Annotated in this window: 7 protein-coding genes; all 7 read right to left on the reverse strand. The window is 70.4% G+C overall.

All coding sequences use genetic code 11. From position 1 onward, the window contains the following. Positions 1 to 63 precede the first annotated feature (63 nt). Positions 64 to 1269 carry a DNA polymerase III subunit delta' gene (locus ACFV6V_RS19230; RefSeq protein WP_385566317.1) on the reverse strand — a complete coding sequence of 402 codons (1206 nt, stop codon included), beginning with the start codon at positions 1267 to 1269 and terminating at the stop codon, positions 64 to 66. A gap of 117 nt (positions 1270 to 1386) precedes the next feature. Continuing rightward, a complete protein-coding gene (tmk, locus tag ACFV6V_RS19235; RefSeq protein ID WP_385566319.1) occupies positions 1387 to 4542 on the reverse strand; it encodes a dTMP kinase in 3156 nt (1051 codons plus the stop codon). A gap of 140 nt (positions 4543 to 4682) precedes the next feature. Next, positions 4683 to 7550, reverse strand: coding sequence for a type I DNA topoisomerase (topA, locus tag ACFV6V_RS19240; protein WP_385566321.1), 2868 nt, complete (start codon positions 7548 to 7550; stop codon positions 4683 to 4685). Between the two features lie 665 nt (positions 7551 to 8215). Then, positions 8216 to 9742 (reverse strand): methyltransferase, encoded by a 1527-nt coding sequence (locus tag ACFV6V_RS19245; RefSeq protein ID WP_385566323.1) that lies wholly within the window; start codon positions 9740 to 9742, stop codon positions 8216 to 8218. 160 nt (positions 9743 to 9902) lie between these two features. Further along, the gene (locus ACFV6V_RS19250; protein ID WP_385566406.1) at positions 9903 to 10595 is read right to left on the reverse strand and encodes a small secreted protein; all 693 of its coding nucleotides are present in this window, start codon (positions 10593 to 10595) and stop codon (positions 9903 to 9905) included. Between the two features lie 293 nt (positions 10596 to 10888). Next, positions 10889 to 13285: a sodium-translocating pyrophosphatase gene (locus ACFV6V_RS19255; RefSeq protein ID WP_385566326.1), complete on the reverse strand. Its 2397-nt coding sequence runs from the start codon at positions 13283 to 13285 to the stop codon at positions 10889 to 10891. Positions 13286 to 13591: 306 nt separating this feature from the next. After that, complete coding sequence (locus ACFV6V_RS19260; protein ID WP_385566328.1) at positions 13592 to 14035, reverse strand: ATP-binding protein; 444 nt, start codon at positions 14033 to 14035, stop codon at positions 13592 to 13594. Positions 14036 to 14253 lie beyond the last annotated feature (218 nt).

Below are 14253 nucleotides of genomic sequence, written 5' to 3' on the forward strand. Positions count from 1 at the left end.
GAGCCTAGCCGCCGACCGGGGGTTCGTACCCGTTGACGCCCGTTTGGGTGATTGTGGCGGTGCTCAGCCGGCACGGAGCGCCATCGTCATCGCCTCCACAGCCAGCAGCGGCGCCACGTTGGCATCGAGCGCCTCGCGGCAGGCGAGGATCGCCTCTATCCGGCGCAGGGTCCGCTCGGGGCCGGAACTCCGCGCGATCCGGTCGAGCGCGTCCCTCACGTCTTCGTTCGCGAGGGCGAGCCCGGAGCGCATCTGGAGGGCGAGCACATCGCGGTAGAAGCCGGTCAGGTCGGTGAGGGCCAGATCGAGGCTGTCGCGCTGCGTCCGGGTCCTGCGACGCTTCTGGCGGTCCTCGAGCTCCTTCATCGCTCCCGCCGTGCCACGCGGCATACGTCCGCCCGCTACCGCGCCGAGCGCCGCCTTGAGGTCCTCGGTCTCCTTGGCGTCGACCTCCTCGGCGAGTTGCTTCGCGTCCTCGGCCGCCGCGTCGACCAGCTCCTGGGCCGCCTTCAGGCAGCCGCCGATGTCCTCGACGCGCAGCGGGAGCCCCAGGACGCTGGCGCGGCGGGCGCGGGTGCGCTCGTCCGTCGCGAGCCGGCGTGCCCGGTCGATGTGCCCCTGCGTGGCACGGGCAGCCGCCGTCGCCGCCTCGGGCTCGATGCCGTCCCGTCGCATCAGGACATCCGCCACGGCCGCCACGGATGGGGTGCGCAGCGTCAGGTGTCGGCAGCGGGAGCGGATCGTGGGCAGGACATCTTCCAGCGACGGTGCACACAGCAGCCACACTGTCCGGGGGGCGGGCTCCTCGACCGCCTTCAGCAGCACATTGCCCGCGCCTTCGGTGAGGCGGTCGGCGTCCTCCAGCACGATGACCTGCCACCGGCCGACCGCGGGCGACAGCTGGGCACGGCGCACCAGGTCCCGTGTCTCCTTCACTCCGATGGAGAGAAGATCGGTCCGGACCACCTCGACATCCGCGTGGGTGCCGACCAGGCTCGTGTGGCAGCCGTCGCAGAACCCGCAGCCCGGCGCCCCGCCCAGCGCACGGTCCGGACTGGTGCACTGGAGGGCCGCGGCGAAAGCCCGCGCAGCGGTGTCGCGGCCCGAGCCGGGCGGGCCGGTGAACAACCAGGCATGCGTCATCTTTGACGCCTCGGGTGGGCTTTCACCCGCCGCTGTCGCCGTGACGAGAGCATCGGCGTCCCTGGCCGCCACTGCGAGCTGCTCCTGCACCCGCTCCTGGCCGACCAGGTCGTCCCATACGGTCATGCAGCCGTCACCGTCTTTCCGGGCCTTCCGAATGCTTGCGTTGGATTCCCATTGTGGGGCGGGGGTCGGACAGCCTCGTGGGCCTGTGGACAACTCCTGGCCCTGCGCGGGTCGGCGCTACCGCTTGCGGCGGTATCGGCCGCCCTCTCCGGCATCGCCGTCGTCCTCATGCCGGCCCAGCAACTCGTCCGCCAGAGTCGGCAGATCGTCCAGCGGAGTCTCCTCCGCCCAGTCCGAGCGCGGCCGGGGCCGCCCCTGCTCGTCGAGCTGCGGCAGTTCGCGCGTACGGTCCTCGCCGGCCGCCGCGGACTGCTCGTCCCGGAAGATGCCGGGCGGCACGCGGTCCGCAGGATCGGTGGCCCGTACCGGAGGCAGCACGGCCGTCTCGTCCGCCGACCGGTCCTGTGCCGCCGGGCCGGTGGCGCGTACCGGAGGCAGGACGGTGGTCTCGTCCACCGACCGGTCCTGTGCGGCGTCAGGGACCTGGGGCAGGACGGTGGTCTCGGTCTCGGCGTCGCGGTCGGGCTTCGTCGTGTCGTTCGACGCGTCGGGCTTCGTCATGTCGATGCGCGGATGCGGCGTCTCCACCGTCTGCGCCATGTCGTCCGCCGTGGGCGACGATGCCTGGGCCGCCGCTTCCGCAGCCGCGGCGGATGCCGCCTCAGCCACCCTGCGCGCCTCCTCCGCGCGCAGCAGAGCCTCCTCCGCCTTGCGCTGCCTCTCGCGGCGGCGCTCCTCCGCCTCCGCGCGCAGCCGGGCCTCTTCCTCGGCCTCCCGCCGACGGCGCTCGTCCTCCTGGCGCTGGGCCTTCTCCTCGGCCTCCCGACGACGGCGCTCCTCCTCGGCCAGGCGGCGTGCCTCCTCGGCGCGCTGCCGTGCCTCCTCCGCCTGCCGTTCGGCCTCGCGCTGGCGGGCCTCCTCCAGCTCGCGGCGCTTGCGCTCCTCTTCCTCGGCCCGCAGCTTGGCCAGTTGCTCCTCGCGCTCACGCGCCAGGCGCTCCTCCTCCGCCTTGCGGGCCGCTTCCTCCTCGGCCTTGCGGCGGGCCTCCTCCTCGGCGGCCCTGCGCGCCTCCTCCTGGGCCTTCACCTCGGCCTCGGAGAGCGGAAGCATCCGATCGAGCCGGTGGCGTACGACCGTGGTCACGGCCTCCGGCTCCTGGCCCGCGTCCACGACCAGATAGCGGCCAGGGTCGGCGGCGGCCAGGGTGAGGAACCCGGCGCGCACCCGCTGATGGAACTCGGCCGGCTCGGACTCCAGCCGGTCCGGTGCCTCCGTGAAGCGCTCGCGGGCGGTCTCCGGAGACACGTCGAGCAGCACCGTCAGATGCGGTACGAGGCCGTCCGTGGCCCACCGCGAGATGCGGGCGATCTCGGTCGGCGAGAGGTCGCGGCCGGCGCCCTGGTAGGCGACGGACGAGTCGATATAGCGGTCCGAGATGACGATCGCACCGCGTTCCAGCGCAGGGCGGACCACCGTGTCGACGTGCTCGGCGCGGTCCGCCGCGTACAGCAGGGCCTCCGCGCGGTGCGACAGACCGGCCGACGAGACATCGAGCAGGATCGAACGCAGCCGCTTGCCGATGGGTGTGGCACCGGGTTCACGGGTGACGACGACCTCGTGGCCCTTGGCACGGATCCAGTCGGCGAGTGCCTCCACCTGCGTGGACTTGCCCGCGCCGTCGCCGCCTTCCAAAGCGATGAAGAAACCGGTCGCGGCAGGCGCCTGCGCCGGGTCGGCACCGCGGCGTACCGCGTCGGCCAGGTCGCGCCGCAGCGGTACACCGGACCGGTCGTCCGTCTTGGCGAGGACGATCGCCGCGACCGGCAGCAACAGCGCGCCGACCAGCATCAGGGTGAAGGCGGCGCCGCCATGGGCGAAGACGAACTCCCCGTTGGCGAGGCGGTGCGGGCCGATCGCCGCGGCGAGCAGCGGCGCGGCGACGGCGGCCAGGCCGATCGAGACCCGGACCACGGCCTGGAGGTGCTCGGTGATCCGCGGCCGACGGTGCTCCTCGGTCTCCAGGTCGATCAATACGTGCCCGATGTGCGCGGCGACTCCGGCCGCGAGTCCTGCCAGCACGGCGATGAACAGCGCGGTCGCGGTGTCCGGTACGAGCCCGAGCGCCAGCAGGGCGAGACCGGTGACGGCGATCGCCAGTGCGAGGAGCCGACGGCGCGACAGTGCGGGCAGGACGCTCTGAGCCCGCCTGATCCCCAGCCCGGTGCCGCCGGTCAGGGCAAGGACGAGAAGGGCGAAGGCGACCGGGCCGCCGCCGAGGTCGCGGGCGTGCAGTACGGCGACCGCCGCGGCCGATGCGATGGCACCGGCGACCGCGGCGCAGGCCAGGACGAGCAGCGGAACCGCACCTGTACGGCCCTTGTCGAGGCCGCCGCCGGTGGACGGGCGGCGCAGGCCCTCGAGCGGGGAGCGGGGGCGCGGGGTGGACGCGTCGGGCAGCTCGACGGCATACAGGACGGACATGCAGGCGGCGAAGAGCCCGGCCGCGACGTACGAGCCGAGCGCGGCCTGGTGCAGCGAGAACCACTCGATCCCGGATCCCAGCAGATTGCTGATCAGCGTGGCGACCAGCAGCACGGCGGCCCCCGCGGGGATCACCACGAACGAGGTACGCAGGGAGAGCCTGCGGAGCGCCTCCTGGTGGTCCGGGAGCGGACGGACGGTGGCGCCTTCCAGAGGCGGCGCCGGAAGCAGGGCTGGCGCGGCGCTCTCCCGGGCGACGGTCCAGAAGCGCTCGGCGACCCCGACGACGAAGACCGTGCCGAGGACGTACGCGAGGGCGCTGCCCGGCACCCAGTCGATCCAGAGCGGGGCGATCACCAGCAGGGGGATACGCACCCCGTCGGCGCCGACCATCGTCCAGCGGCGGTCCAGGGGGCCGCTGGGTGCGGTGAGCGCAGTGAGCGGTCCCAGCAGCACCGCGCCGAACAGCAGCGTGGCGAGGACACGGGCGCCGAACACGGTCGCGACGGCGAAGGCAGCCCCGCGGTAACCGCCGCCGAAGGCCCCTTCGGCGACGGCCGCCTGAAGCGCCAGCAGGATCAGCACCAGCAGCGCGAGCGCGTCACCGATGCCGCCGATGAGCTGCGCTCCCCACAGCCGCCGCAACGCGGGTACTCGCAACAGTGATCGAACGGCGCGTTCGCGTGAATCCGCGACAAGGGCGTCCGCACCGGATGCCCTCTGGTCGTCTGCCGTGGCTGCTCCAGGGTCGGTGGCGGCGTTCTGGGCCGCCTGCTGCTCGGCTCGCGTCATCCGCCCAGCCTATCCGGAGCATCTGACTCCCTGGGCGCCCCGTCCGAACAAACGGGCGGAGAGCGGAGAGCGCACGCCAAGGGGCCACCGCGTCGCTCTCGGCGAGGTGGCCCCTTTGTGCGTGTCCGGCTGCTATGCGTCTATTCGTCGGTGGCGGACTTCGCCGCCGTCTTCTTGGCGGCTGCCGGGGCCGTCTTCTTCGTGGTGGCCTTCTTGGCCGCCGCAGCCGTCGTCGTCTTCTTGGCGGCGGTCTTCTTCGCCGCAGCCGTCGTCGTCTTCTTGGCTGCCGTCTTCTTCGCCGCCGTCTTCTTGGCGGGTGCCTTCTTGGCGGCCTTCTTCGCCGGGCCCTTCGCCCGCTTCTCCGCCAGCAGTTCGAAGCCGCGCTCGGGCGTGATGGTCTCGACGCTGTCGTCGGTCCGCAAGGTCGCGTTGGTCTCGCCGTCGGTGACGTACGGCCCGAAGCGCCCGTCCTTCACCACGACCGGACGCTCGCTCACCGGGTCCGTGCCGAGTTCCTTCAGCGGAGGCTTGGCCGCCGCCTTGCCGCGCTGCTTCGGCTGGGCGTAGATCGCCAGCGCCTCGTCCAGCGTGATGTTGAAGAGCTGGTCTTCGGACTCCAGCGAACGCGAGTCCGTGCCCTTCTTCAGATACGGCCCATAGCGGCCGTTCTGGGCCGTGATCTCGACGCCCTCGGCGTCCTGGCCGACGACGCGCGGCAGCGACATCAGCCGGAGCGCGTCCTCCAGGGTCACCGTGTCCAGGGACATCGACTTGAAGAGGGAGGCCGTGCGCGGCTTCACCGCGTTCTTGCCGGTCTTCGGCGTGCCCTCGGGCAGCACCTCGGTGACGTACGGACCGTAGCGTCCGTCCTTGGCGACGATCTCATGGCCCGTCTGGGGGTCCTTGCCCAGCTCGAAATCGCCGCTCGGCTTGGCCAGCAGCTCCTCGGCGAGCTCGACGGTCAGCTCGTCCGGCGCGAGATCGGCGGGGACATCGGCACGCTGGTGGCCCTCCGCGTCCTTCTCGCCGCGCTCCACGTACGGGCCGTATCGGCCCACCCGCAGCACGATGCCGTCGGCCACCGGGAAGGAGGAGATCTCGCGGGCGTCGATGGCGCCCAGGTCGGTGACGAGCTCCTTGAGACCGCCGAGGTGGTCGCCGTCGCCGTTCCCGGCTTCGGCGGCGGAGCCTGTGGAGCCGCCCGTGCCCGTGCCCTCGCCGAAGTAGAAACGCCTCAGCCACGGCACCGCCTGGGCCTCGCCGCGGGCGATGCGGTCGAGGTCGTCCTCCATCTTGGCGGTGAAGTCGTAGTCGACGAGCCGCCCGAAGTGCTTCTCCAGGAGGTTGACCACGGCGAAGCTCAGGAAGGAGGGCACGAGTGCCGTGCCCTTCTTGAAGACATAGCCGCGGTCGAGGATCGTGCCGATGATCGACGCATAGGTCGACGGCCGGCCGATCTCGCGCTCCTCGAGCTCCTTGACGAGAGTGGCCTCGGTGTAGCGGGCCGGGGGCTTGGTGGCGTGGCCGTCCACCGTGATCTCCTCGGCGGTGAGCCGGTCGCCCTCCGCGACCTGCGGAAGGCGGCGCTCGCGGTCGTCCAGCTCCGCGTTCGGGTCGTCCGCGCCTTCGACGTACGCCTTCATGAAGCCGTGGAAAGTGATCGTCTTACCGGAGGCCGAGAACTCCGCGACCCGTCCGTCGGACCCGGTGCCACCGATCCTGACGGTGACGGAGTTACCGACCGCGTCCTTCATCTGGGAGGCGACGGTCCGCTTCCAGATCAGCTCGTAGAGCCGGAACTGGTCGCCGGTCAGACCGGTCTCCGCGGGGGTGCGGAAACGATCACCGGAGGGGCGGATCGCCTCGTGCGCCTCCTGCGCGTTCTTGACCTTTCCGGCGTACGTACGCGGCTTCTCGGGCAGGTAGTCGGCACCGTAGAGCTGCGTGACCTGCGCCCGGGCCGCGGCGACGGCGGTCTCCGAGAGCGTGGTCGAGTCCGTACGCATGTAAGTGATGAAGCCGTTCTCGTACAGCTTCTGCGCGATCTGCATCGTGGCCTTCGCCCCGAAGCCGAGCTTGCGCGAGGCCTCCTGCTGGAGGGTGGTGGTGCGGAACGGCGCGTACGGCGAGCGGCGGTACGGCTTCGACTCGACCGAGCGGACCGAGAACGCGGCACTCTCCAGCGCCGCCTTCAGGGCCCGGGCGTTCCCCTCGTCGAGGTGCAGCACCTGGTCGGTCTTGAGCCGGCCGTCCGGACCGAAGTCACGTCCCTGGGCCACGCGCCGCCCGTCGACCGAGGTGAGCCGGGCCGTGAAAGCTGCGGGGTCGGAGGCGTCGCCGGTGCGACCGGTGGCGAAGGTGCCGGTCAGGTCCCAGTACTCGGCGGAGCGGAAGGCGATGCGCTCGCGCTCGCGCTCGACGACGAGGCGGGTGGCCACGGACTGGACCCGGCCCGCCGACAGCCGCGGCATGACCTTCTTCCACAGGACCGGCGAGACCTCGTAACCGTAGAGGCGGTCGAGGATACGGCGGGTCTCCTGGGCGTCGACCATGCGCTTGTTGAGCTCGCGCGGGTTGGCGACGGCCTCGCGGATGGCGTCCTTGGTGATCTCGTGGAAGACCATCCGGTGGACGGGGACCTTGGGCTTGAGGACTTCGAGGAGGTGCCAGGCGATCGCCTCGCCCTCGCGGTCCTCATCGGTGGCGAGGTAGAGCTCGTCGGATGAGGCCAGCTGCTCCTTGAGCTTTCTGACCTGCGCCTTCTTGTCGGCGTTGACGACATAGATGGGCTGGAAGTCATGCTCGACGTCCACACCGAGGCGACGGACCTCGCCCGTGTACTTGTCGGGGACCTCGGCGGCCCCGTTCGGGAGGTCGCGGATGTGCCCGACGCTCGCCTCGACGACGTAGCCGGGGCCGAGGTAGCCCTTGATCGTCTTCGCCTTGGCAGGCGACTCGACGATGACGAGTCGGCGGCCGCCCTGTGCGGTCTCGCTGGTCGGGGACAACTTCGCTCTTCTCTCCGGTCGACGCTCGGTGGGCACGTACGCATGTGACGCGTGGCGTACGGCGCACGAGCCGTACTGTCACTGCTGTCGCTGCGGAGTGTGACGGTACAACCCGCCCCCGTGTCAAACGGCAAAAGCCCGCAACGGCCACTCGAACGGTAACCCGAGTCCAGGCATTCCTGCCGCCCGGACCGCCACGCCGGATGTCGGGGCGAAGCGGAACGTCGCGTCTCAGTTCTGTTCCCTCCTCTCCTCGGCGCGGCGCCGGGACGGGCTTCCCGGGCACCCGGACCGGCCCATCCGGGCACGTCCGGGCATCGGCCACCCGAATTTCGGGTGAAGGCGTCGAGGGTTCACCCGGGCGGCGCCAGGGCGCGTCGCGGAGTGCCCGGGTGGCGCTGGTCACTGTCGCGGAGACCTCACCGGAGAAACCGGACAGGCCGGAGACGCGAGGAAAACGGAACCGGAACCGGAACCGGAAGAGGAGAGGGAGGGGAAATACCGCTTCCGTCCGGGTGCGCTTCTGTCCGGGTGGGCCGGACACATTCGGCCCACCGTTCGAACACAACGACCGGAACCAGAAAGGGAGGCTGGGTGGCGGTCGTCTGGCCGCCCTGGGCACCTGACGGGTGGCGGTTGCCCTGGCCTCCCCTGGCCCCTGGCAGCTACGCCCCGGTCACAGGCGCCGGCACCGGATCGAGGAACCCTTCTTCCACCAGCAGCCTGATGGCCCCGGGTGTGCGGTCCCGCAGCAGCACCGGGTCCTCGCCCATGAGCTGGGCGATGGCATCGAGGATCCGCCCGGCGCTGAGCGTCCCGTCGCACACCCCGGCAAAGCCCGCGCCTACATGGTCGACCTTGGTGGCACGGCGCATGCCGCGGTTCTGCCGCAGCACGACGTGCTCGGGGTCCTCCGCACCGGGCGGGCCCACCTGCTCCTGCGTCACCTCAGCGGCGAGCACAAAGGCGTCGGCGAGCAGCGCCGCGTCATCGCGCGATCGCAGATAGTCCTGCCGCTCGAAGTGGGTCCGCACCGCCTCGCCAAGGGGCTGCTCCACCGGGTGCGGCCATTCCTCCACGACGACCGACGGGCGGTCCGAGCCGGACTTGCGCAGCGTGATCCAGCCGAAGCCCACCGCCTTGGTACCGCGCGACTCGAACTCGTCCAGCCAGGCGTCGTACCGCGCCGCGTACTCCTCGGGAGTCGTCCGGTGATCGCCGCTGTCCCTGAGCCACAGCTCGGCGTATTGCGTCACGTCCTGCACCTCGCGCTGGACGATCCAGGCGTCACAGCCGCTCGGCACCCAGGAACGCACCCGCTCCTGCCAGTCCTCCCCTTCCACGTGCTGCCAGTTGGCGAGGAACTGCGCGAACCCCCCGACGTTGAGCCGGTCACCCGACTGCTGGACGAGCGAACGGCACAGATCGTCCCCGCCCATCCCGCCGTCCCGGTAGGTCAGCCGGGCGCCGGGAGAGATGACGAACGGGGGATTGGACACGATCAGGTCGTACGTCTCCGACGCGACCGGTTCGAAGAGCGAGCCCTCGCGCAGATCGGCATCGGGCGCCCCGGACAGCGCGAGCGTGAGGCGGGTGAACACCAGGGCCCGCGGGTTGAGGTCGGTGGCCGTGACACGGGAAGCGTGCTGGGCCACGTGCAGGGCCTGGATCCCGGATCCGGTGCCCACGTCGAGTGCGGTGGCGGCCGGCGTACGGACGGTGATGCCGGCCAGGGTGGTGGAGGCCCCTCCGACGCCGAGCACCATCGCCTCGTCCCTGCCACTGGCACCCCCGGCTCCGCCGACAGCGCAGCCGAGGTCGGAGACGATGAACCAGTCCTGGTTCTCGGGCCCGCCGTAGGGGCGGATGTCGACCGTCGCCCGGACGCCGTCGCCGTCCTCGACCACCCAGCCGTCGCCGAGCACCTCCTCCAGTGGCAGCACGGCGCGCGCCCGGTCGCGGGAGACCGTGCGCTGGAGGAGGAACAGCCGGACGAGCGTCTCGAGCGGGGAGTCGCCACGGGTGGCGCGCATCGCGGGGACGGTCTCGCTGCGGGCGAGCGCGGCGTAGGCGGGCGCGCCGAGCAGGTCGAGCAGGCCGTCGGCGGTGAAGTCGGCGGCGAGCAGGGCATCGCGCAGCCGGGCGGACTGAGCGGGCGCGGGGAGGACCCCGGGGAAGCTGGTCGTACTCACGCGCCCATTCTCACCCGCGGGCCGGAGACAGAGAGCCGGCTCAAGGGGCTGGGGCGTCCGGAGCACGGTCATTGGCTGGGCGAGGTGCCGGGTTCACGGACGGGCCCGGGCTGGGCGTGGGCCCGCTCACCCGCGGGCCCACGCACAAGCTGAAGGACGACTACTCGCCGGAGGAATCCGGTGTGCCTTGGGACTTCGACGGGCCGCTCGCGTTCGAGGGCTTGGCCGGTGGCTTGGCCGCCGGCTGCGAGGCCTGACCCGCGGGCGTCGAGGCACCCGAGCCCGGGTTCCCGCTCGCGGTCACCGAGGGCTTGACCTTCTGACAGCCGGGCTGCTTGGCCATCGCCTGCCCGAGCTCGCCGGACTGGAGCTTGGCCAGCGCGTCCTGGTCCATCTTCTCGATCTTGGTCAGCCCGTCGGCGACGTCCTGCAACCCGTCGGCGAACTTCTGCTGGTCCTTGGGGCTGAGCGCGTCGACCTGCTTCTTCAGGTTCACGTAGGCGGCGGCCGTGGCGTTGAGTTCCTTGACCGCGTCCTGCTGCAGCGCCGCGCCGTTCTCGACCGGCGGGCTGCCGGCCGACTGCACCGCGGCGGCCAGCGCCTTGTTGGCGTCGGCGATGTCCTGGAAGGCCTTCGAGTCGGCGGCCTGGATGTCGGCCGGCTTGCCGTCGGCGGCGGTCGAGATGATCGTCTGCTGGGCGTCGGCCCGCTTCTGGATCTGCGGCTGTGCCTTGTCGCAGACCGTCTTGGCCCAGGCGTTCACCTTGCCGTCGTTGTCGTCGCTGGTGCAGCCCGACAGAGCGAGCACGAGTACCGCGCCGCCCGACAGCGATGCCGCGAGCTTCTTGTTCACCTTCACCGGATCGGTCCCTTCCAAGGCTCTCGGCCCCGGAACATACACGGCAAGAGGACGACAATCGCATGACAGCAGTCCGGACTGTAGGGCTTTGCAGCCATTTGAACCAAGAGATACGAGGCTCTCATCACGTCATGCCGGTGAGCGGCACGCGTGCGGATGCGCGAACGGGCGGGCGACACGCCAATGCGCGCCGCCCGCCCGTGGTTTGAACCGGCCCTTCATGCAGATGGTGAAGCCCTGCGCGAAGGCCTGCACGAACGCCCGAGGGGAACCTCCGTGCGGGGCTGCTACGAAACGACCGCCGGATCCGGCGACTTCGTCGAACGCTCGGCCGCGTTGCCGTCGTCGCCCACGGCCACGCTGCGTCGCTTCGACGCGTACACGGCAACCAGGATGACCAGCAGGGCGAGCGTGGCGATCACCGCCCGTGCGCCGGCGTTGGCGTCGTCGCCGTAGGTGAACTGCACGACGGCCGGAGCGATCAGCAGCGCCACCAGGTTCATCACCTTGAGCAGCGGGTTGATCGCGGGACCCGCGGTGTCCTTGAACGGGTCGCCCACCGTGTCGCCGATGACGGTGGCGGCGTGGGCGTCGCTGCCCTTGCCGCCGTGGTGGCCGTCCTCGACGAGCTTCTTGGCGTTGTCCCAGGCGCCGCCGGAGTTGGCGAGGAAGACGGCCATGAGGGTGCCGGTGCTGATGGCTCCCGCGAGAAACGCGCCCAGCGCACCGACTCCGAGAGTGAAGCCGACCGCGATCGGCGCCAGCACCGCGAGCAGCCCGGGGGTGGCCAGCTCGCGCAGCGCGTCCTTGGTGCAGATGTCGACGACGCGTCCGTACTCCGGCTTCTCGCTGTAGTCCATGATCCCGGGGTGCTCGCGGAACTGCCGCCGCACCTCGAAGACCACCGCACCGGCCGACCGGGAGACCGCGTTGATCGCGAGACCGGAGAACAGGAAGACCACGGCTGCACCGAGGACAAGGCCCACCAGGTTGTTGGGCTGGGAGATGTCCAGACTGAGGCTCATCTCTCCCGCCCTGGCGCCCACATCGGCGACCGCGGTGGCGATCGCGTCCCGGTACGAGCCGAAGAGCGCGGCCGCGGCGAGTACGGCGGTCGCGATGGCGATGCCCTTGGTGATCGCCTTGGTGGTGTTGCCCACGGCGTCGAGGTCGGTGAGCACCTGCGCGCCCGCGCCCTGGACGTCGCCCGACATCTCCGCGATGCCCTGGGCGTTGTCGGAGACGGGACCGAAGGTGTCCATGGCCACGATGACGCCGACGGTGGTCAGCAGCCCGGTGCCGGCCAGCGCCACCGCGAACAGAGCCAGCATGATCGAGGTGCCGCCGAGCAGGAACGCCCCGTACACCCCGAGGCCGATCAACAGCGCGGTGTAGACGGCCGACTCCAGACCGATGGAGATGCCGGCGAGCACCACGGTCGCCGGTCCGGTGAGCGAGGACTTGCCGATGTCACGGACCGGTCGGCGGTTGGTCTCGGTGAAGTACCCGGTCAGCTGCTGGATCAGAGCGGCCAACACGATGCCGATGGCCACGGCCACCAGCGCGAGGATGCGCGGGTCTCCGCCGTGCGCCAGGATCGCGGCCTCGGTGACACCGTCCAGGTCCGCGTACGACGACGGCAGGTAGACGTACACGGCGGCGGCCACGAGGACGAGTGAGATCACCGCGGAGATGAAGAAGCCGCGGTTGATGGCGCTCATCCCGCTGCGGTCGGCGCGCCGCGGGGCGACCGCGAAGATACCGATCATCGCGGTGACCACGCCGATCGCCGGCACGATCAGCGGGAAGGCCAGACCCAGATCGCCGAAGGCGGCCTTGCCGAGGATGAGCGCGGCGACCAGCGTGACGGCGTAGGACTCGAACAGGTCAGCCGCCATGCCCGCGCAGTCGCCCACGTTGTCGCCGACGTTGTCGGCGATGGTGGCGGCGTTGCGCGGGTCGTCCTCGGGGATGCCCTGCTCGACCTTGCCGACGAGGTCGGCGCCGACGTCCGCGGCCTTGGTGAAGATGCCGCCGCCGACACGCATGAACATGGCGATGAGCGCGGCGCCGAGGCCGAAGCCCTCCAGCACCTTCGGCGCGTCGGCCGCGTAGACGAGCACCACGCAGGAGGCGCCGAGCAGGCCGAGGCCCACCGTGAACATGCCGACCACACCGCCCGTGCGGAAAGCGATCTTCATGGCCTTGTGTGCGACCGCCGTCAGATCCTTTTCCGGTTCGCCTTCCGCCGGAGTGGCCTCACGTGCGGCTGCGGCGACGCGGACATTGCTGCGCACGGCAAGACGCATGCCGATGTATCCGGTGGCCGCCGAGAAAATCGCGCCCACCAGGAAGAACACGGAACGCCCGCCCCGCTGGGTCCAGTTGTCGGCCGGAAGCAGCATCAGCAGGAAGAACACGATCACGGCGAAGATGCCAAGAGTGCGCAACTGCCGCGCCAGATAGGCATTCGCACCTTCCTGGACGGCTGCCGCGATCTTCTTCATGGAATCGGTGCCTTCACCGGCTGCCAGAACCTGGCGCACCAGCAGCTGGGCAACGACCAGCGCCGCCAGCGCAACGGCCGCGATCACAATGACGATCATCCGATTTTCATCGGTGAGTACCGCAGCAGCGAGAGAAGTGGGGTGGTCGATCAGGTGTGGGTTGAAGAGCCCCGCCATTCGTCCTCCTTGACGTTCAGCGCTCAAGATGTGGACGGATTCTAGGGAGCGGAACCTGATCAAAACAGGGCGCGGCAAACGGAATTGACCTTCACTTGCTCCTCAGCAAAAAGATCGCGCTCTGAGATACGCACCGAAAGCAGTAATGCCGCAAAAGCATTGACGCTTGATCAATGATCTAGATAAATGAAAAAGACCCTGCTCAGCAGGGTCGGTCAGATGAATGATCATATGCCGAGCGGCATATGCATGACGGGGGTCTACGGGGTTAGTGGGTCAAAGGGTGTGCGGTCTCAGGGTCAAGGGTCACGAAGTGACCGTGGCCGGATTGATCGGCCAGCTCATCCTGATGACACCGCCATCGGCGCCGGACGTCACCTCGACATCGTCGACGAGCCCGCTGATCACCGCGAGACCCATCTGGTCCTCACCGCCGCCGTCCGAGCCGTCATCGGCTCCCGCGGCGGAACCGGACGCGGCCCCGCCCTCGGCGCCATCGGCAGGCACCTCGTCGACGACCTCGATCGAGAAGCTCTTCTCCTCCTCGGTCAGCAGCACCCGCACGGGGGCGGTGAGGCCGTTGACGCGGTGCAGCCCTACGGCACGGCTGCACGCCTCACCGACGGCGAGCCTGACCTCATCGAGCACGGTCTCGTCGACCCTGGCCCGGCGTGCCACGGCAGCGGCGACCAGACGGGCCGTCCTGACGTGCTCGGGCTGAGCGCTGAAGCGCAGTTCGACGGTGGCCATGCGGTCCCCCTTGGACGTACGAGCGTGCGATGGTGCTTCCGGGCCTGCTTGTCAGGGCCCGGGCGACTGTGCCCGGGCCCGGGCCCGAATCTCAGAAATCTCCGGTATTCCCCAGACACTTCGGGAGCCTTCAGCGGTCTCCGGGACTGCTCAGGATTCCCGGAGTCGCCTGGGTTCCCCGGAAGCCTCCGGACCTGGGGCGGTCCGGAGGTCTCCGG

The sequence above is a fragment of the Streptomyces sp. NPDC059828 genome, from assembly GCF_042731955.1.
Lineage (GTDB): Bacteria > Actinomycetota > Actinomycetes > Streptomycetales > Streptomycetaceae > Streptomyces.

What these genes read in the sequence shown, in the direction of transcription:
- ACFV6V_RS19230 (WP_385566317.1), bottom strand. Translation starts at nt 1,269, where the DNA reads ATGACCGTATGGGACGACCTGGTCGGCCAGGAGCGGGTGCAGGAGCAG.
- tmk (WP_385566319.1), bottom strand. Translation starts at nt 4,542, where the DNA reads ATGACGCGAGCCGAGCAGCAGGCGGCCCAGAACGCCGCCACCGACCCT.
- ACFV6V_RS19255 (WP_385566326.1), bottom strand. Translation starts at nt 13,285, where the DNA reads ATGGCGGGGCTCTTCAACCCACACCTGATCGACCACCCCACTTCTCTC.
- ACFV6V_RS19260 (WP_385566328.1), bottom strand. Translation starts at nt 14,035, where the DNA reads ATGGCCACCGTCGAACTGCGCTTCAGCGCTCAGCCCGAGCACGTCAGG.